The sequence below is a fragment of the Sphingobacterium sp. E70 genome, assembly GCF_019285695.1.
Lineage (GTDB): Bacteria > Bacteroidota > Bacteroidia > Sphingobacteriales > Sphingobacteriaceae > Sphingobacterium > Sphingobacterium detergens.
The window spans coordinates 3,385,610-3,402,768 of the sequence record NZ_CP079104.1 but is presented as its reverse complement, the minus strand read 5'-3'; the positions used below and the strand labels follow the sequence as shown (position 1 = coordinate 3,402,768).

The window sequence follows — 17,159 nt, the reverse complement described above, 5'->3', positions numbered from 1 at the left end:
CAACAAATTGCCATAATGCTTTGAGTCATAGAAAGGCAGTAAAAGCAGATAGATGAGAAATTAAAACAAGTTAAATAAATATAAAAGTTCCATATAGGCCATGAAACCATCATGAGTATAATGCTTAAAAGCAAAACAGTATATTCATGGTAGATTCATCACAGTTAATAAACAAATTACTACGATGAAAAAGATTCTATTATTTTTGGTGCTTTGCATCGCGCTTGCATCATGTTCGTCTTATCAATATAATACCACTCGGGTAGAAAAGATGGATTTCACTCCTTTCAAAACGTATGCCTGGCTACCGCCGGTAGACTCGCTTTCGAAATCTTATTTTGACAATGACATTGCCAAAACTAATATTTTGGATGCTGCAAATACGGCTTTAGAGGCAAAGGGACTCCAATATTCAAAAGATAATCCAGATTTATTATTCCGTTATATTACCATCGTCAACAACAAAAGCCGTTTGGTCTATGGCGGTGGCGGATATTATGGCTGGGGTGGTCCTTGGGGCTGGTACAGACCATGGTTCTCACCTTACTTTTATGGTGGTGGATATTACCCTGTTGCAAAAGAGCGTTATCGTTATGGTCACCTGATCATCGAGGCTATCGACCGCAAAACAAATGCGGTGATCTGGCAAGCACGCGGTTCGGGTGATGTGGATAATCCTGAAAAGGCGATCAACAACATCAGTAAAGTAGCGAAAGGTGTGATTGATTTGTTCCCCGTAAAAACAGTAAAAAATAAAACAGCACGCCAGCAAAATGGGTGCTAGCTGGCAATAAAAGTAAAAGCCTGATTTCATCAGAAATCAGGCTTTTACTTTTATTCACTAGATCGATGGTCGAAGTTTCAAATAAAATGGAACTTCCACACGGTCCTTTGATTTATTTTTGATCAATTCCGCAGCCAATCGCCCCATCATCTCAAAATCGGTCGATATTGTGGTAATACCGTTAAGGATAAACTTCTTTAATGGCGTTTCATTATAAGAGATCACGCCGACATCAGTACCTATGACCAATTTCTTTTGGATAATCTTGTTCAATAACTTGACAAGATCGTCTTCAATGATATTAATGTAGCAGGTCTCTTTGATCACCTTCTCCCGATGCAGATCGGCAACCAATTCATGCTCAAAGGCGTATTGCTGACAAAACTTATAAAAGCCCTTGATAATGGCTTTTGGAAAATCACTATGATCTGGGAAGACAAGCTTAAGCATTTGGTATTTACTCAAGGATTCATTTGCTTCCTCTAACGCATTATAGATATCCTGTTCATAATTTTCATAGACCGCAGGAAACTCCCCGGAACATCTTCAATAAACTTACCCAACAACATCAATTTCTCCGTGGGGATCTTACGGATAACATCTGGCGCTTTATCCCGTCCTTCTTTAAAATGTGGGAATAGTACATAATGATCATATGTTTTGGTCAGACTTCCCAACAGGGTATTCAAATAGGACAGGTCGGAGTTGTAGACAAAGAGATCCAAATTGGCATAATCCCCCAGCTCGCGTGCAAAGGAGTCATAAACAATCTTTTTGTGTGCTGAGCTTATTTAAAAAAGGGCAATTTTGAGTTTAGACTGCACATCAATTTTATTGATGTAATATCCCTTTCCAGGATTGGAGGCAATGATCTCCTGATGTTTAAGATAGCGATAGGCTTTTTCGACTGTGTCCCGTGATATATCCAAATAGGTACTTAGTTCATTGATCGATGGCAACATATCATCTTTCGACAAGATTTCATTTTTAACAGCATCGACAATCGTATTCGCTAATTGTAAGTATTTGGGTGTGGCCGAAAAATCACTAATTTCCAGTGTTTTTAAAAACTGAGCTATTGCATTGGTCATATTCATGGCTTGGATATCTACATTATAAGCACGATAAGAAACTTTTAGGTTTCAATTGGTATATCCTCCGGTTGAAATTACACACAAAGGAGCCTCTCGTCTCCTCAGTCAGAAGAATACACTAAGATACCTTATATACATCAAAAAAATAGGAAATATCTTCCCTCAACTATCCTGCCCTTACCTGAACGAAAAAAATGGTAACAATAATTAACCAAGACATGAATTCTGTACTTTTGACTAGTAATCAAGTAATAACGCGTAAACCTGATATTTTATGAGCAGAACAAATATTGTCGTGCTAGGCAGTTCCAATACAGATATGGTTATCAAAGCCTCTCATCTTCCTGTACCAGGGGAAACAGTGCTAGGTGGGCAGTTTTTCATGGCCCCTGGTGGAAAAGGAGCCAATCAGGCTGTTGCCGCAGCCAGAGCTGGTGCACAGGTCTCTTTTATTGCCAAAGTTGGGAACGACATCTTTGGTCAACAAGCCATTACCCATTACCGACAGGAAGGCATTCAGGTTGACACAATCTTTCAGGATCCGACAAATCCCTCCGGTATCGCACTTATATCTGTAGATGCCCAAGGCGAAAACTGTATTCTCGTTGCCCCGGATCAAATGCGGCGCTGCTACCACAAGAAGTGCAGGCGGTTCAGAACGTCATCTGCGAAGCTGCAGTACTACTCATACAGCTGGAAATCCCCATAGCTACAATAGAAGAAGCCAGTACGATTGCAACGCAGCACGATACCAAAATTATCTTAAATACCGCTCCTGCACAGCCACTTCCAGACAGTATTTTAAACCGAATTGATATACTGATATTAAACACGTCGGAAGCCCAATATTACACCGAAGTCATGGTTGAAAATTGGGCGACAGCTCGTCTGGCTGCCGATGCGATCAGTCAGAAATGTCCAGGCACTATTATCATTACTATGGGCGCAAAAGGATCACTTATCAAGGAAGAAAACAACTATTTCCAAGTCCCCGCCGAAAAAGTCAATGCAGTTGACAGTACAGCCGCCGGCGATACCTTCTGTGGCGTTTTGGCCAGTGCCATCGCTAGGAATATGCCTGTCCTAGATGCCGTTAGACTGGCTTCAAATGCTGCTGCAATCTCCGTTACACGCCTAGGAGCACAGACCTCTATTCCGTACTGGCGGGAATACAGTACAGCATCCAATTAAAACCTTTTATAATCAATTATTCATCCTATTTAAATCAACATGTCTATTCGTATTTTTTTATCAACAACCGTCTTGCTTCTGACGACCATCCAACTGAGTATAGCACAGCTGATCACAACAGCGGCGATACCGAAAGTAGATTACGTTGTGCCTTCTCAATATGATCTCGCGATTCCTCAAACGGATATACTGAGCGGTTACCTAGGTAATCGTTACCAGCTCAACCTGGAAAAGAGGCTCCTCCAAGTCGATGAAGAGGGCTTATTGGAAGGTTTTCACAGCCGACCAGGAAAGCAACGCTGGATCGGTGAACATATTGGCAAATACCTCGAAGCAGCGGCCAATACCTGGCTTGTCACCAAAGATAGCCGGCTGAAACAACAGATGGACCGGATGTTTCATCGCTTGCTTGAAACACAAGGTGAAGATGGCTATCTCGGCACCTACCTACCCGAAAACCGCTGGACGTCATGGGATGTTTGGGTGCACAAATACGACCTCTTCGGGTTGCTTGCTTACTATGGTGCTGTAGGTGATCCAAAAGCACTAAAGCCGCAACACAAATCGGAGATTTGCTCTACAACACCTTCGGCGATACCCCGGCAAAAAAAATATCCTCAAATCTGGATCACACGTGGGTATGGCAGCCACCTCTGTCATTGATCCCATGTTGGATTTATACCGATGGACCGGAGACAAAAATACCTTGATTTTTGCCGCTATATCATCCGTGCTTACGACTTCGAAGGTGGCCCAGCCATCGTCACCTCCATTTTAAAACATAAACGCGTGGACAAAGTCGCCAATGCCAAAGCCTACGAGATGCTTTCCAATATCGTGGGATTGGTAAAATGTATCGTTTAACCGGCGATAAAGATCTTTTGAATGTAATCAATTACACTTTCGATGATATCAGTGCCAACCGTTTGTTTGTAACCGGTACGTCAAGCGACCACGAACGTTTTCAGGATGATCATTATTTACTGGCAGATACTTCAGCACACATGGGTGAAGGCTGCGTCACCACAACCTGGTTACAGTTCAATACACAACTATTCTCCATTACAGGCGATTTAAAATATTACAATGAAATCGAGAAGACAATTTACAACCATCTACTGGGTGCCGAAAACCCGCAAACAGGTTGTGTGAGCTATTATACGCCACTGATTGGCGAAAAACCTTACCGCTGTAATATCACCTGTTGTCTGAGCAGTGTCCCTCGGGGATCGCACTTATTCCTTACCTGAATTTTGGTCAATTAAACCATATTCCAACCATATTGCTCTACGAGCCGGCACAGATCAAGGAAAAGATTAAAACTTCATCACAACAAACAATTCCGTTGGAGTTGACCCTGACGACTGAGTTTCCGAGAAAAGGCACCGCAACTTTGCAGGTAAACCTCCCACAATCAGCACAGTTCCCACTACAATTACGGGTTCCGGAATGGGCGACAAACTATACCGCAACAGTAAATGGAAAAACCTACAAATCTGAACCCAACCAACTCCTAAAAATAGTGCGTCAGTGGAAGGACAACGATAAAATCAGCATATCTTTTGATATTCGAACAGAAATCGTCAACGGTGGAAAGACCTATCCCGGAAGCTTTACCTTAAAAAGAGGACCACAGATCTTTGCCCTAGATCAGTCGTTAAACCCACAAGTAGATTTCGAAACCGCCAAATTGGTTTACCCCGAAAAGGCGGCGATCAAGCTCACCGAAGCACAGGATAAATTGCCTAAAAATTGGGTGGGTACTTTGGCTTATTCAACCGACATCAGTACGGGTGACAATAAGAAACAATCTATTCTCCTGGTACCCTATGCGGACGCAAGTCAAACCGGTGGTTTTTCTAAGGTATGGATACCAACAACAGGACGATAATAAGCGATAACTTAATAAATTAACGGATCAAATATCACCCTATGTTTATTGTAAGCAGCTATGCACAGGCCATATTTTTCTGCATCATCACAATGCTTTGCTGGGGTTCCTGGGCAAACACTCAAAAATTAGCGAACAAAAACTGGCGCTACGAACTTTTCTATTGGGATTACATACTAGGTATTTTTCTGCTTTCGCTGATCTTTGCCTTTACATTGGGTAGCCATGGCGAGCTCGGCAGGCCTTTTGTCGCGGATTTGAAACAGGCGGAATCCCAGCATATTTTCAATGCCCTATTGGGGGAATTATTTTTAATGCCGCCAATATCCTTCTTTCTTCGGCCATCGCGCTAGCGGGATGGCTGTGGCATTCCCCGTCGGTATCGGGACTGCATTGATTTTAGGTGTACTGATCAACTATATTGCTGCAACCAAAGGAAACCCTACTCTCCTATTCATAGGGGTCATCTGTATCGCTATTGCCATTATCATCAATGCCATTGCATACAAAAAGTAACAAAAACACAGAACAACCGCTCTTCCAAAGGGCTATTATTAAGCCTCCTGGCTGGGCTTCTGATGTCGCTTTTTTATCGCTTTATTGCTTCTGCCATGGACCTTGATAATTTTGAGGCACCTGCAAGCGGAAAGATGACCCCATATACCGCCGTATTTATCTTTTCGGCGGGTATTTTATTGAGCAATTTTATTTTTAACACTTTGCTGATGAAAAAACCATTAAATGGCCCACCTTTGAGCTATAAAGAATATTTCAACGGAAATTTTAGCGTACATACTGTCGGTCTCCTAGGGGTATCATCTGGGGATTGGCAACTCGCTCAACCTTATTGCGGCCGGTAAAGCCGGACCAGCCATTTCCTATGGACTGGGGCAGGGTGCGACATTGGTCGCTGCACTCTGGGGTGTATTTATCTGGCGGAATTTAAAGGTGCCTCCAGGCAGGTCGTTATATTGCTGACGCTCATGTTTATCTTATTTATTATCGGACTTCTGCTTCTTATTGAAGCGGGTAAATAATCTCTTTAGAATCGCTTATCATGCAACAGATCAACAAATTTTTCCTCTCAATACTATTCTTGCTTTGTGTCTTCAGTAGCAGAGGCCAGTCCGAAAAACTAGCTATTGAAATTAAGACTGCCTATGCTGACTGGCTTGCGAAACCAGGAGATCAAGTCATTTTTGATATCAGTATCCAAGCTAACGGGCAACCCTTCAAAGGTGATAGTGTTTCCTATGAGATTGGGCCCGAAATGGTAAATCCCTTTGTCAAAGAACAGATTCGAGATTTTTCAGGACATTTTAAAAGTGACGCTTTTACCTTAAAAAAGCCGGGATTTTTACGCTGTACAGTCGTCGTAACCCAAAATGGAAAGCAGACAAAAAAACTCTGCACCATCGGTTTCTCACCCGAAAAGATTGTGGCAACACAGCATACACCTAATGACTTTGATTCTTTTTGGGATAAGGCTATTTCGAACTCAAATCTGTTCCCATGCTGGCAACGAAGACCTTATTGCCAGACAAAAGCACAGTGGAAGTTGATGTCTTCCGAGTATCTTTCAACAACATCGGAAACAGTAAAATCTATGGAATACTTAGTGTCCCTTCCGATCCGGGCAAATATCCCGCCGTCTTACGTGTACCTGGAGCTGGGGTCCGTCCCTATGGTCCGGAGATTGAACTGGCCTCCAAAGGGATGATTGTGTTGAGCATCGGAATACATGGCATTCCGGTGGATTTGGATTCCGTCGTTTACAAAGATCTCGCTGCCGGGGCCCTGCGTGCATATTATAACAATAACCTCCAGGATAAAGATCAATTTTACTATAAACGGGTTTATTTAGGTTGTATACGGGCCAATGACTATCTATCCTCCCTGCCAGAATGGGATGGAAAAAACCTGATCGTCATGGGGAAGCCAAGGCGGTGCCCTAAGCATCGTAACCACCGCATTGGATAAACGTGTTACAGCGGTAGCTGCACTTTATCCTGCACTATCAGATGTCACAGGTTATCTGCATCATCGTGCGGGTGGATGGCCCCATTATTTTGCCCCCAACAACTACAGCGTTTTGAAGAAGATCAATGGTCTTGAAAATACACTCTCCTATTATGATGTGGTCAACTTCGCTAAACGTATTCGTGTACCGGGCTTCTATTCCTGGGGATTCAATGATGTCGTATGTCCGCCAACTTCCATGTATGCCAGCTACAATGGGATCAGTGCACCAAAAGCATTACGTATCTATAAGGAAACCGGACATTGGACGCATCCCGATCAAAAAAATGAATGGTTCGACTGGATAAGAAAGCAAACCGAAAAAATGAAATAATAACAAAAAACGGAATCTAGTATCATTAGATTCCGTTTTTCCTAAAGTACCCCCAGCAGATATCGATAGTTCTTTTCTATCTTTTTCTAAGTATCAATACATTGGTTTCAATCCCATTTGTCCTTTAACACATCCGTTTTTACCGCTAGAAATATACTCATCTTGCGCAATTTTTAAGCTTCTCCGGCAAGATCTATTGCTCTTGACGGCCAAGTGCAATCCCAACTGTCCTGATAAGGAATTCGTTTATTTCACAAACAGTTAGCACGCTATCGCTATTGTGGCCCAATATGCTCAATGGGAATATGCTGCTGTGTCGCTTGGCTTTGTAAGGTTTTCTTTAAATCTTTTAAATTCATCCTCTGGTAATCTTGCACGAGACTAGGCAGATATTTCGCCGCATTACTTTGATCCCAGGCCAACCATTTTCTTTTTCCTTTTAAAGTTCGTTTGCAATTATAAAAGCGGTTATCCTGAAAAACATTTCCACTTGGTCTCCCGCCACGATCGAATTGTAATGCCAGTTCTGGATAGGCACTGCGATAGGGATCCATTAGATAACGTACACCGACCAGGCGATCATAAAACAGATTGCCCGATCCATATACATTGAGCTTCTTCAACCAGTTTTCCAAACGATTGTCTACACGAACGGCCCACCTTCCCGCAGCAACAAATAAGTTATTGACATACCTGTTATCTGATCCGCCCCGATAAATGCGGATCGCTCGCCCGCATTCACAAAAATATTCCCAACGACTGTTGTTCCACTGGAAGCATCGTCGTGGTATATCCCTGAAGTTCTTAGTTTTTTCGGGATGTTTACCAGCAAATTATACTGGATAAGATTATTTCGCTCCGAAGGATCCCGTCCAATATAAATCGCGCCCTGATCGTCAACTTCCTGTGCCACACGATGGATGTAATTGTATTCAATGGTATGTTCATTACCGTGGATAAGAATGGCCATACTTGGCAGATCGGCGATCTCACAATTTTTGACCACATTCCCTACCCCATAGAGTGCAATTGCTGGGCGGTAGGATTTTTCCAAGCGATTCAAATCCGAGAAAACACAATGTTCAATGCGATTGTTACCTTTGCTGAGTTCCAAACGATTTCCTCCTGATAAGGAAACACCACCGGCGCCCAAGCGATAAAAATGACACCGACGGATCACATTGGACTCTCCACCCTGATGATCAAATGTGGGATGACTATAGATATGTTGATGAAGGTCTCCGATACTGTTATCTTGTGGTTCACCTGAACCTTCATGTTGCATCTGCTCAAAGGGCTTGATTCCAAATCCGACGGCAATACCCAAACTGCCTAAATTACGGAATGTACAGTCTTCGATGAGCACCTGTTTCGTATCGCGCATATAAACCCCCATTCCCTGGATTCTTCAAATTGAATACCTTTGATTTTTACAAATTCAGTTCCGATCAGACTAAAAAAGGTTCTTCCAACACCGAATAGCTCAATTTTGTAATTGGCTTATCCTGCGCGAATGAGAGTGTCCCTAGCTTTCTATCTACATAAAACTCACCCACAGTATCCAGTTCAACCAATAGGTTGACACCATACCATTGTCTATATTTTTTCTTGTAATCAAAGCCATATAAGGTCGGTTCAAGCGTTGTAATGGTCCGTTTCTCCCGGTCAATACTCTTCACACGAACCATATCATCAGCATATCCCCATTTGAAATAACCAGCAACCCAAGGATCATCCTCTTGTGCCCACCGATCAATGCGCGAGTCCTTATACCGAAAAACTCCGCCCCGATGACTCAGATCTTTATTTCGTGGAATAGAACCCGCATCGATAACCTTACCCATGGCAACCATCCCTTGATTGGGCCAACGCGCAAGATGGAAGGCTGTGCCATTGACAAACAACTCGCCTGCGGCATTGCCACTTGCACGGGAGAAACCAACGTTACGCAATTTACCAAGATCCCTTACTCCATGTTGTAGCAGATTTATCTCGTAATAACTGATACCGTCACTTTCCCGTAGCTTATTCAAAGCTGTAGGAGCCAAATCCACTGAACCTTTAAAAGTGACGGATTCTTTACCATAGGCCTGAATCAGGGTGTTATTATCCTTGCTGTCCAGTGAAATTCCATGTACAAAAGCGTACGTTCCTTCCCGTACCTGTATAATTGCCATCCCCTCATGATCCGTAGTTCTCCGCTCCCGAAGCAACTCGATTGCACGCTCCAGGCTTGCTACCGGACGATCCATACTGCCTGTGGATTTATCATCACCGTTCATGGAAACAAACACTTCCAGTTGTGCATAGGCAGCCACGGTAATCAAACTCAGCAAACAATAGACAAATGCGATACGGATGAATCTCAAATAATTATGATGTTGTGTCATAACAGGTCATTTAGTTACCGGGCAAAAGGATCATTGCGATCCATAAGCGACTATATGGTTTTGATAAAGTCAATCATCAACCGCACATACTCATTAAATCGTGTAAAAGGTAATGTTTCATAGCGATCATAAATATCGTGATAGGCAGCGATGCCCCTAGCGTATAGATAAAAATGACGGAACTCCTTCGCATAAAAAGATAGTGGTCACTTCGGTTCATCGGGCCACGTACTTTGACTTCAGGTAGATATTTTTTCTCCTTATTAATGGCTACCAATTGTTCAAATTGGTCTTTAAAGATCGTACCATTGACGACCTGAATTCCATCGTCCCCTGTTCCGGCCATATCAAAATTGAGTAAAAACTTAATTTTCCGCAGATCGATGAGCGGATTATCCGCAAAAAAGTGGAACCGAGCAAACCGCTTTCTTCGCCTGAAAAAGCCAAGAATACGGTATTATATTTTGGTGGATACTGCCGATAGTGGGTCGTCAGATATAAAAGTAGGGCCGTACCACTGGCATTATCATTTGCACCTGTAAATACCACTCGTTTACCGATGGCACCAACATGATCATAATGTGCTGTGATCACAATCAGAGAATCAGATTCGCTCGTGCCCTTTATCATCCCACAGACATTATTGGTCAGGTAATTTTCCTGAAAAACCGCATGTACCTTGAGCTGTATAACCTTTCCTCCAGTGGAATAACACTATTATTTTTCACATAGACAATTGGTCGATTAAGTTGGTTTATCGCTCCGCGCCAAAGCAATTTTTGATCGGTCTGCACCAAAATTCCTTTATAGTACCCCGGAAGCAAGGCGCAGCAAGGTCATTCGAAACTGATCGGCCTTCATCGTTGCTAAGGCGGCACGCTCATCTACGACCAGAAATTTATCCTTGAATAGCGGGTTATGAATCAACTGATCCAAAGCGACAGGATCTGTAGGAACCGTAATTTCGGTCAGCATAAATTTACCGTTGACGGAAGGACTTGCGGCCTCAATCAGTGCCTGCTCGCCCAGCTTGAGTTTTCGGCCATCCACCACTATTTTTACGTCTTTGGGAAAAACATTTGCGGGCATGGAAAAAGGTTGATAATAGTTAGTACCCAAAGGTAAAAGTCCATTTTTTGATATTCAGCAGCAATAAAAGCTGCTGCCTTTCGGTCACCGTCAAATACATAGCCCCTTCCAGCATAAGCCTTGGAGGCTAAAACCTTTACCACGGACCGCGCATAATCAACCTGCGCACACAGCGGGAAGATGCCACTGAGCAAAAGAATAAACAAATAAAAATCTTAGTTTTCATGAGAATTAACAATCGGTAATAAAATAAAGGATGCATATTTACCCTGACAATAAATCCGTTGTTCCTGCTTTTTGAAGTCGGCATCCGACGCCTCATAAATATTCATAAACTGCTGTGGATTTCGATCCACCAACGGAAACCAGGAGCTCTGCACCTGCACCATAATCTTGTGCCCTTTTTGAACACATGTGCTGCATCCTGCATATCAAAGCGAATTTCGTGAATCCGGTTGGGTTTCATCGGCTCCGGATGGGAAAAACTTTTTCTATACTTGGCCCGCATCACCTCGGCGCGAATCAGACATTGACAATCGGAGAGCTTATCGCCTTTTGCATGGGGGTACACATCAATCAATTTAACGACGAAATCAGCATCCGTACCGCTACTACTGACAAACAAATTTGCCTGTATATTACCCATTAATTTAAGGTCCTCAGTCAAAACATCGGTTTCGAAAACCAGTACATCCGGTCGCTGCCCAGCAAAATATTGATCTTCATACATATACTTATACCCTCTTAAAACCGTTTTCTCCCTTGTGTAGGGAACGGGCTTATTGGGATCCGAATAATAGGATACATATGACGAGGGTGCCTTGGCAGCTTGCTGAAAACTCAATTTCATCTCCGTTGTAAAAATAACGGTTGTACCTTGGTACTGACAGTAGGCCAAGTCTCGTGTGTGGACCATTTATTCTCACCGGTCACAAATATGGTAGCTGCAGCCAGCGTATCTCTTCCTTTTGCTTTAAGGTGGTTGACAAAAAGGGTAGTTCGACTTCCTTACGATAATAAACAGCCGTATTCTGGCCAAAGTCCAGGCTATCCAAATTTCGACCCGTACCCTTGGTCCAGGAGCCGTGATACCAGGGGCCCATCACCAGTTTGACACGATCAGGTGCTATCTTCCGCAAAGCCGCATATGTTTTCAGCGGACCGTATAAATCCTCTTGATCAAACCAACCTCCGACCACAAGTACCTGTGGTTTTACTTCACGGATATGGGACAAATAAGCCCGGTCTTGCCAATAGTCGTTGTAATCGGCATTGATCATCATGTCGTTCCACAGTATGCTCTCCCCTTCAAAAACGCGTATTCAGATTTTTGAGCGCTCCAGCTTTGAGAAAAAACGAATAGGCATTGTCTGTTCCATAACCCGAAAAACCTGCTGGTCCTCTGATTCCGATGGAATCTCGTTTCTTTCCGAAAGAGGAAAGGAAGGAAAAACTCCCCATCAACATAAAAGCACCATTGTGATGCCGATCATCTCCAAGAAACCAATCGGTCACGGGCGCTTGCGGAGAGACGGCCGCCAACGCGGGATGGGAATCAATCAATGACATGGAAGCATACATTCCTGGGGAAGAAATGCCCCAAATACCCACTTTCCCATTGGACTTCAACTGTCTGACGAGCCAGTCAATGCTATCGTACGTATCCGTGGATTCATTGGTCTGTGCTGGACTACCTTTGACGGTATAGGGCCTATTGGCAACAAAATCACCTTCAGATTTATACTTACCCCGCACATCTTGGTATACAAAGATGAATTTTTCTTTGCAAACTCCATACTGGGACCAATTGGGATACGAAAGGACTGCTCACCATAGGGCGCGATGCTATACGGCGTACGTGTCATCAAAATCGGATAGCTTATCGAGGTATCCTTTGGCATATAAATGGCCGTATAGAGCTTGACCCCATCCCGCATTGGGATGTAGACCTCCTTTTGGTATAATGTGCATAGACATATACGGAATCTTGCGCTGTATTCTGCGCGGAGACTCTTGTCATTGACAATAAAAAAATCAGTACCCAATAGCATCGCATATTATTTCTTTTTAGCGGATTATAGAATCAGCTCAGGGTTTTATTTTTTTGGAATCCACCGCAACGAGCTCCTTTTTACCTTTTGCCCCCAACTGCTTCACCTGTGACAGTGAGTAACCATTTACATCATCAAAGACCAGCATCGGTCGATACTCCTTGTCTTTTAATCTTAACACGACCCGGTCAAAATGTATATTTTCCGCATGCCGCACATAGAATCCCCATGCTGGAAGTTCTTTAAATTGCGAAAACTCCGGATAAGCTGCCTCCATCTCCGGAATGCTGTCCAGTTCAGCTTTACTTGTCCCCGATAGGCATAATTTGGATTTGATCCCCAGGATAAGTGATTTCTATATTACGGAATATCACATTGCGAATGGGTGCATCTTTTAGCCCGACAATACTTGATGGGGAGGTATTTCTCGGATTATCCTCAATAGGCCCCTCATAAGAGTAACCGCTATCCGGTTTATCTTTTGCGACTTCCACCTTTACATTCTGAATCAGAATATTATTGATAGACCCTATTCTTCCCTTATTCCAACGAGCGCCAATACGCAGATAAAAGGGATTTCCGGTATTAAATGCAGATAAGCTGTCGACAACAATATCTTCCACAAGTCCTCCATCGGGTGTGGCAATTGTCAATGCCGAACGAAAGGTGTCATATACCTTATTATTAATGATCTTGATATTCTTATAGCCCCAGCAGATACAGTTCCAAATTTGATTCCATTAGCACTAGAACGTGCCGTACAGTTTCGGATTTCTACGTCTTCACAGATCTTGGCAGCATCGTGGGATTTTAGGCAGATGGCATCATCCGATGCATCGATAAATGAATTCAACAACTTAAAATTTCGGCAGTCTACAATATCGATACCGTCATTATTCCAAAAGGCCTTGCTATCAACTGTAATGCTGTCAACAACCGTATTGACACATTGATCATAAACCTGCACCCAATCAGCTGAATTTCGGATCGTAATACCATGAATACGCACATTTTCACAAGACCGCATATAAATTGCTTTTGGTCTTCTATTCCGTGGACGATCATAATCCAGCGGATCTTTCAGCACACCACTCTGAATCTGTGCCAACAGATTATAGGCGACCTCCCGACCTTGCCCATCGATGACACCCTTGCCTTTTATCGTCACATTATTCGCCCCATTGGCATAGATCAATGCACAATTGGGCACATCAATATTATAATCGTAAATATTGGTTGAGCCCACCAAAATAGCTCCTTCTTCCAATTGGATATGTACATTTTCTTTCATCACAAGTGTACCTGTAAGATAGCGTCCCACATAAAACCGTAAGGTTCCACCACCTTGCTCGTGAATAAAATCGATCGCCCGTTGAATGGACGTTGTATTGAGTGTTGTTCCATTCGATTTGATGCCAAACAGAGAGGCATTATATTCTTTGGCATTTAAGGTCACCATCCCCCACATAGGAAGATCATGACCATGATGATATTGATTTTCATATTCTTTCCCATTTTAGATAGATTTTCCATTAGCCAGGCGACTGTTTTCTTTCGTCAGCCCCTGGTTTCCTTCGCTTTCGACCAACGCGCTCTCGATGGCCCTAAAAAAGATATTGGACAGGATTACTTTATTGGAATTTCTAACGTATACGCCAATACCACCCGGACAATTAATATCCAGACCCTGGAATGTCACATCTTCACATCGATCGACAAACTGCGCTGCCCCGGCAGATTCAGTTCCATGATACCTTTACCTGAATCTGTTTGGAGTCCTGCAAATAAATCAGACTGATATCTTCAGGTTGATCTGATAATGAGATGTATCCTTTTTGACGTAATGCTGTTAAGTGGGTTTGCAGCAATTGTTGCTGCCCGTCAATAACGCCTTTTCCTTTGATCTGAATATTGGATTGGCCAACAGCAGTGATCAGCGCTCTTTTTCCATTCAGGCTACTGTAGTCGAAAACATTGCTGCTCCCCAACAATACAGCCCCTTCATGTAATTCAATGGAAACGTTGGATTTTAAGCTAAAAGAGCCAGTTAGGTAACGCCCTACATAAAAATGTAATGTTCCGCCGCCTTTTTGGCGATATAGTCTATGGCATATTGAATGGAGCCCGTGTTATTGGTTATTCCATCGGACTTACATCCAAAAAGAGATGCATTGTAATCCTGGGCGAATAACCTAAAACAGCTCGCCCATAAAAAAATTAAAAATAGATACTTTTTCATGATGCGCGATCTAATTGGTTTTGATTTCTTTTGACTGATGTAAATGGAAACTATCCTTCAATACTTGTCCATTTAGATAGGATTTAAAATCCCAGACTCCCCCTCCAGGTCATCGGCGACAATGGTGGGACGATAATCCGTACTCTTTATGCGAAAGGAAACGTTTTTCAGATTGATCTGTTTTGCATGGCGTATATATAGTCCCCAGGCCGGCAGTTCCTTGAATTGCGAAAACTCAGGATAGGCATTTGCCATCTCTGGGATCCCATCCAAGGATTTCGCATCCGTACCACGATAAGCGTAAAGGGCATTTCCACCTCCGGGATAGACCATTTCAATATTTTCAAGGGTAACGTTTTCAATCTTATGATCAGGCAGCCCTATAATGCTTGCCGGCGAAATGTTCCGTGGCATATCTTCGACAGGACCTTCATAGCTATAGCCCAGGTCAGGTTTATTTGCTGGAACCTCAGCATATACATTCCGGATGGTGATATTCTTCATAAAAGGCTTCTTGCCTTTGCTCCAGCGGTCACCGATACGCAGGAAAATAACATTTCCAGTATTGATGCTGCGTACGCCATCCACCAGAATGTTTTCAACAAAACCGCCATCCACCGCAGCAAAGGTAATGGCGGATCGATAGGTATCGTACACCACCAGATTTTTGACAACAAAATTTCGAAAGCCCCCACGGGACACTGTCCCAAATTTTAAAGCACTGGCACTTGAGCGGGCGGTGCAGTTTTCGACAAGTACATTTTCACAGACGGCATTCGCATCATGAGATTTAAAACAGATGGCGTCATCTGCCGCATCAAAAAGCAGTTCCGGATCACCACATTCTTACAGTCCACCACATCGATACCATCATTGTTCCAATACGATTTACTATCTACGTAAATGCCTTCGACATGAAGATCTTCACATTGATCATAAGTCTGGTTCCAGCTTCCTGGATCCCGTAGCGTAATATCCTTTATCACAACATGCTTACACTCGCGGAAGTAAATATTTTCCGGGCGGTTCCACTCGCGCAGGCGATCGAGTTTCAGTTCATCCTGTACAATTCCTTTATGCACGTTCTGAAGCGCATTCATAGCCGTTTGAAATCCACGACCATTGATCGTCCCCTTCCCTACGATGCCAATATTGTGTTGCCGGATGGCATAGATCATCGATTGCCAGTTGACCACTGTATCTTTATGATAATCGAAGGGATTGTTTGACCCCAGTAGGTTTGCGCCCTGCTCGAGATGCAAAGTCACATTGGATTTTAAATAAAACGATCCGGTAACATAATTGCCGGGGTAAAGCGCAATGTTCCCCGCCTTTGTCCGTAATGTAGTCAATGGCAGCCTGAATAGAACGTGTATTAAGCGCCTGGCCGTCGCCATTGATACCAAAATCCATGGCTTTATAATCCTGGGCAACCGCCAATCGAAACGTCAGCGCCTGGATGATAATCAAAAAAATAGGTAATATCTTCATAAGTTAGCTTGTATATAAAGTAACTGGACCGATCAAGCCCATCGATTGCATTTCTTGTTCTCTCCCCTTGCGGTTGACCCAATACTGGGCATTTTCATTGTCCTTGAGTGTTTTCATATAATTCCCCATGGTTGTGGTAATGCGGATTTCGATTTGATTATCGCCCTGCTTGAGGCTCCCTATGAGATTATAGATCCGTCTTCCATACCATTTTACCCCAAGTGATTTTCCATTGACAAAAACTTCAGAGACACCCGCTACACGACCTAAATTCAACAGAACATTGTCCCCGCTGACCAGGAAAACGAACGCCGATAAATGGCCGTTCCCGAAAACCACATCAAACGCTCATCGTCTTTAAAATCAACTAGACGAGATAGGAGAATTTGTTTTGAACCGCCCTCCTGTTTATGCAGCAGCTCAACATTCCACTGGGTAGTCAAATCCAGGGTATTGTTTCCCGTAGTGGACAGCGGTTGCCAAGTATCGCCCCACGGTGCTGATCAAATACAAAAAGATAGGCATCTGTTGGGCCGAGATCTAACAACAAACTATTCTCCTTGTCTAGTTCTACGCGAAAGCGTTT

Annotated in this window: 29 protein-coding genes and 2 pseudogenes; 10 read left to right on the top strand and 21 right to left on the bottom strand. The window is 43.2% G+C overall.

Features of this window, described 5'->3' with window-relative positions:
- The first annotated feature begins 184 nt into the window (after window positions 1–184).
- Window positions 185–784, top strand: coding sequence for a DUF4136 domain-containing protein (locus KUH03_RS24085; protein ID WP_257087181.1), 600 nt, complete (start codon window positions 185–187; stop codon window positions 782–784).
- Between the two features lie 57 nt (window positions 785–841).
- Here the strand turns inward: KUH03_RS24085 and KUH03_RS46565 are convergent, their stop codons facing one another.
- From KUH03_RS46565 to KUH03_RS46555, 3 genes are all read right to left on the bottom strand, one after another.
- Window positions 842–1,249, bottom strand: a complete 408-nt coding sequence (locus KUH03_RS46565) for a hypothetical protein (RefSeq protein WP_306429130.1) — start codon at window positions 1,247–1,249, stop codon at window positions 842–844.
- Between the two features lie 17 nt (window positions 1,250–1,266).
- Window positions 1,267–1,509: a hypothetical protein gene (locus KUH03_RS46560; RefSeq protein ID WP_306429129.1), complete on the bottom strand. Its 243-nt coding sequence runs from the start codon at window positions 1,507–1,509 to the stop codon at window positions 1,267–1,269.
- Between the two features lie 66 nt (window positions 1,510–1,575).
- Entirely contained in the window at window positions 1,576–1,875 is a 300-nt protein-coding gene (locus tag KUH03_RS46555; protein WP_306429128.1) for a GntR family transcriptional regulator, read from the bottom strand.
- Window positions 1,876–2,152: 277 nt separating this feature from the next.
- Between KUH03_RS46555 and rbsK the strand changes: the two are divergent.
- The 9 genes and pseudogenes from rbsK to KUH03_RS49065 all read left to right on the top strand — a co-directional run bounded on the left by rbsK (window position 2,153) and on the right by KUH03_RS49065 (window position 7,313).
- Window positions 2,153–3,069: pseudogene (gene rbsK, locus KUH03_RS49070) on the top strand (ribokinase).
- A 72-nt stretch (window positions 3,070–3,141) separates the two neighbouring features.
- On the top strand, window positions 3,142–3,732 hold the full coding sequence (locus KUH03_RS24065) for a glycoside hydrolase family 127 protein (RefSeq protein WP_257087178.1): 591 nt from the start codon (window positions 3,142–3,144) through the stop codon (window positions 3,730–3,732).
- A 21-nt stretch (window positions 3,733–3,753) separates the two neighbouring features.
- A complete protein-coding gene (locus KUH03_RS24060) occupies window positions 3,754–3,933 on the top strand; it encodes a hypothetical protein (protein WP_257087177.1) in 180 nt (59 codons plus the stop codon).
- Window positions 3,921–4,319 (top strand): glycoside hydrolase family 127 protein, encoded by a 399-nt coding sequence (locus KUH03_RS24055; protein ID WP_257087176.1) that lies wholly within the window; start codon window positions 3,921–3,923, stop codon window positions 4,317–4,319. The genes KUH03_RS24060 and KUH03_RS24055 overlap by 13 nt, the downstream gene beginning before the upstream one ends.
- Entirely contained in the window at window positions 4,274–4,960 is a 687-nt protein-coding gene (locus KUH03_RS24050) for a glycoside hydrolase family 127 protein (RefSeq protein ID WP_257087175.1), read from the top strand. The genes KUH03_RS24055 and KUH03_RS24050 overlap by 46 nt, the downstream gene beginning before the upstream one ends.
- A gap of 41 nt (window positions 4,961–5,001) precedes the next feature.
- Window positions 5,002–5,313, top strand: a complete 312-nt coding sequence (locus tag KUH03_RS24045; RefSeq protein ID WP_257087174.1) for a hypothetical protein — start codon at window positions 5,002–5,004, stop codon at window positions 5,311–5,313.
- 4 nt (window positions 5,314–5,317) lie between these two features.
- Entirely contained in the window at window positions 5,318–5,476 is a 159-nt protein-coding gene (locus KUH03_RS24040) for a hypothetical protein (protein ID WP_257087173.1), read from the top strand.
- Between the two features lie 95 nt (window positions 5,477–5,571).
- The gene (locus tag KUH03_RS24035; RefSeq protein WP_257087172.1) at window positions 5,572–5,820 is read left to right on the top strand and encodes a hypothetical protein; all 249 of its coding nucleotides are present in this window, start codon (window positions 5,572–5,574) and stop codon (window positions 5,818–5,820) included.
- A 652-nt stretch (window positions 5,821–6,472) separates the two neighbouring features.
- A pseudogene (locus tag KUH03_RS49065) lies at window positions 6,473–7,313 on the top strand (acetylxylan esterase).
- A 275-nt stretch (window positions 7,314–7,588) separates the two neighbouring features.
- Here the strand turns inward: KUH03_RS49065 and KUH03_RS24020 are convergent.
- The 18 genes from KUH03_RS24020 to KUH03_RS23940 all read right to left on the bottom strand — a co-directional run bounded on the left by KUH03_RS24020 (window position 7,589) and on the right by KUH03_RS23940 (window position 17,016).
- The gene (locus tag KUH03_RS24020; protein WP_257087169.1) at window positions 7,589–7,948 is read right to left on the bottom strand and encodes a hypothetical protein; all 360 of its coding nucleotides are present in this window, start codon (window positions 7,946–7,948) and stop codon (window positions 7,589–7,591) included.
- Window positions 7,949–7,956: 8 nt separating this feature from the next.
- A complete protein-coding gene (locus tag KUH03_RS24015; protein WP_257087168.1) occupies window positions 7,957–8,697 on the bottom strand; it encodes a right-handed parallel beta-helix repeat-containing protein in 741 nt (246 codons plus the stop codon).
- A 64-nt stretch (window positions 8,698–8,761) separates the two neighbouring features.
- Entirely contained in the window at window positions 8,762–9,703 is a 942-nt protein-coding gene (locus tag KUH03_RS24010) for a hypothetical protein (protein ID WP_257087167.1), read from the bottom strand.
- Window positions 9,704–9,779: 76 nt separating this feature from the next.
- Window positions 9,780–10,049, bottom strand: a complete 270-nt coding sequence (locus KUH03_RS49060; RefSeq protein WP_373564940.1) for a hypothetical protein — start codon at window positions 10,047–10,049, stop codon at window positions 9,780–9,782.
- Window positions 9,974–10,333, bottom strand: coding sequence for a M28 family peptidase (locus KUH03_RS49055; protein WP_373564478.1), 360 nt, complete (start codon window positions 10,331–10,333; stop codon window positions 9,974–9,976). The genes KUH03_RS49060 and KUH03_RS49055 overlap by 76 nt, the downstream gene beginning before the upstream one ends.
- 174 nt (window positions 10,334–10,507) lie before the next feature.
- Window positions 10,508–10,822 (bottom strand): hypothetical protein, encoded by a 315-nt coding sequence (locus KUH03_RS24000; RefSeq protein ID WP_257087166.1) that lies wholly within the window; start codon window positions 10,820–10,822, stop codon window positions 10,508–10,510.
- Window positions 10,823–11,120: 298 nt separating this feature from the next.
- Window positions 11,121–11,708 (bottom strand): CocE/NonD family hydrolase, encoded by a 588-nt coding sequence (locus KUH03_RS23995; RefSeq protein WP_257087165.1) that lies wholly within the window; start codon window positions 11,706–11,708, stop codon window positions 11,121–11,123.
- Between the two features lie 13 nt (window positions 11,709–11,721).
- Window positions 11,722–12,075: a CocE/NonD family hydrolase gene (locus KUH03_RS23990; protein ID WP_257087164.1), complete on the bottom strand. Its 354-nt coding sequence runs from the start codon at window positions 12,073–12,075 to the stop codon at window positions 11,722–11,724.
- A gap of 25 nt (window positions 12,076–12,100) precedes the next feature.
- Window positions 12,101–12,547, bottom strand: a complete 447-nt coding sequence (locus KUH03_RS23985; protein ID WP_257087163.1) for a CocE/NonD family hydrolase — start codon at window positions 12,545–12,547, stop codon at window positions 12,101–12,103.
- Window positions 12,548–12,880: 333 nt separating this feature from the next.
- A complete protein-coding gene (locus KUH03_RS23980; RefSeq protein WP_257087162.1) occupies window positions 12,881–13,120 on the bottom strand; it encodes a hypothetical protein in 240 nt (79 codons plus the stop codon).
- A 25-nt stretch (window positions 13,121–13,145) separates the two neighbouring features.
- Window positions 13,146–13,496 carry a hypothetical protein gene (locus KUH03_RS23975; protein ID WP_257087161.1) on the bottom strand — a complete coding sequence of 117 codons (351 nt, stop codon included), beginning with the start codon at window positions 13,494–13,496 and terminating at the stop codon, window positions 13,146–13,148.
- Complete coding sequence (locus KUH03_RS23970; RefSeq protein WP_257087160.1) at window positions 13,493–14,311, bottom strand: glycoside hydrolase family 28 protein; 819 nt, start codon at window positions 14,309–14,311, stop codon at window positions 13,493–13,495. Before KUH03_RS23970 ends, KUH03_RS23975 begins: the two co-directional genes overlap by 4 nt.
- Before the next feature lie 48 nt (window positions 14,312–14,359).
- Window positions 14,360–14,542 (bottom strand): hypothetical protein, encoded by a 183-nt coding sequence (locus KUH03_RS23965; RefSeq protein ID WP_257087159.1) that lies wholly within the window; start codon window positions 14,540–14,542, stop codon window positions 14,360–14,362.
- A gap of 40 nt (window positions 14,543–14,582) precedes the next feature.
- A complete protein-coding gene (locus tag KUH03_RS23960) occupies window positions 14,583–14,831 on the bottom strand; it encodes a hypothetical protein (RefSeq protein ID WP_257087158.1) in 249 nt (82 codons plus the stop codon).
- Between the two features lie 323 nt (window positions 14,832–15,154).
- Window positions 15,155–15,784, bottom strand: a complete 630-nt coding sequence (locus KUH03_RS23955) for a hypothetical protein (protein WP_257087157.1) — start codon at window positions 15,782–15,784, stop codon at window positions 15,155–15,157.
- A gap of 11 nt (window positions 15,785–15,795) precedes the next feature.
- Window positions 15,796–16,434 carry a glycoside hydrolase family 28 protein gene (locus KUH03_RS23950; RefSeq protein WP_257087156.1) on the bottom strand — a complete coding sequence of 213 codons (639 nt, stop codon included), beginning with the start codon at window positions 16,432–16,434 and terminating at the stop codon, window positions 15,796–15,798.
- Between the two features lie 142 nt (window positions 16,435–16,576).
- Complete coding sequence (locus KUH03_RS23945) at window positions 16,577–16,849, bottom strand: hypothetical protein (protein WP_257087155.1); 273 nt, start codon at window positions 16,847–16,849, stop codon at window positions 16,577–16,579.
- Window positions 16,846–17,016, bottom strand: coding sequence for a hypothetical protein (locus KUH03_RS23940; protein WP_257087154.1), 171 nt, complete (start codon window positions 17,014–17,016; stop codon window positions 16,846–16,848). The genes KUH03_RS23945 and KUH03_RS23940 overlap by 4 nt, the downstream gene beginning before the upstream one ends.
- Window positions 17,017–17,159: the final 143 nt, after the last annotated feature.

Excerpts from the sequence above, each read along its gene's own strand:
- KUH03_RS24085 (WP_257087181.1), top strand. The coding sequence starts at position 185 with ATGAAAAAGATTCTATTATTTTTGGTGCTTTGCATCGCGCTTGCATCA.
- KUH03_RS46555 (WP_306429128.1), bottom strand. The coding sequence starts at position 1,875 with ATGACCAATGCAATAGCTCAGTTTTTAAAAACACTGGAAATTAGTGAT.
- KUH03_RS24060 (WP_257087177.1), top strand. The coding sequence starts at position 3,754 with ATGGACCGGAGACAAAAATACCTTGATTTTTGCCGCTATATCATCCGT.
- KUH03_RS24055 (WP_257087176.1), top strand. The coding sequence starts at position 3,921 with ATGTATCGTTTAACCGGCGATAAAGATCTTTTGAATGTAATCAATTAC.
- KUH03_RS24045 (WP_257087174.1), top strand. The coding sequence starts at position 5,002 with ATGTTTATTGTAAGCAGCTATGCACAGGCCATATTTTTCTGCATCATC.
- KUH03_RS24040 (WP_257087173.1), top strand. The coding sequence starts at position 5,318 with ATGGCTGTGGCATTCCCCGTCGGTATCGGGACTGCATTGATTTTAGGT.
- KUH03_RS24035 (WP_257087172.1), top strand. The coding sequence starts at position 5,572 with ATGGACCTTGATAATTTTGAGGCACCTGCAAGCGGAAAGATGACCCCA.
- KUH03_RS24015 (WP_257087168.1), bottom strand. The coding sequence starts at position 8,697 with ATGCGCGATACGAAACAGGTGCTCATCGAAGACTGTACATTCCGTAAT.
- KUH03_RS24010 (WP_257087167.1), bottom strand. The coding sequence starts at position 9,703 with ATGACACAACATCATAATTATTTGAGATTCATCCGTATCGCATTTGTC.
- KUH03_RS49060 (WP_373564940.1), bottom strand. The coding sequence starts at position 10,049 with ATGGCCGGAACAGGGGACGATGGAATTCAGGTCGTCAATGGTACGATC.
- KUH03_RS49055 (WP_373564478.1), bottom strand. The coding sequence starts at position 10,333 with ATGATAAAGGGCACGAGCGAATCTGATTCTCTGATTGTGATCACAGCA.
- KUH03_RS23995 (WP_257087165.1), bottom strand. The coding sequence starts at position 11,708 with ATGGTCCACACACGAGACTTGGCCTACTGTCAGTACCAAGGTACAACC.
- KUH03_RS23990 (WP_257087164.1), bottom strand. The coding sequence starts at position 12,075 with ATGATGATCAATGCCGATTACAACGACTATTGGCAAGACCGGGCTTAT.
- KUH03_RS23980 (WP_257087162.1), bottom strand. The coding sequence starts at position 13,120 with ATGGAGGCAGCTTATCCGGAGTTTTCGCAATTTAAAGAACTTCCAGCA.
- KUH03_RS23970 (WP_257087160.1), bottom strand. The coding sequence starts at position 14,311 with ATGTGGGGGATGGTGACCTTAAATGCCAAAGAATATAATGCCTCTCTG.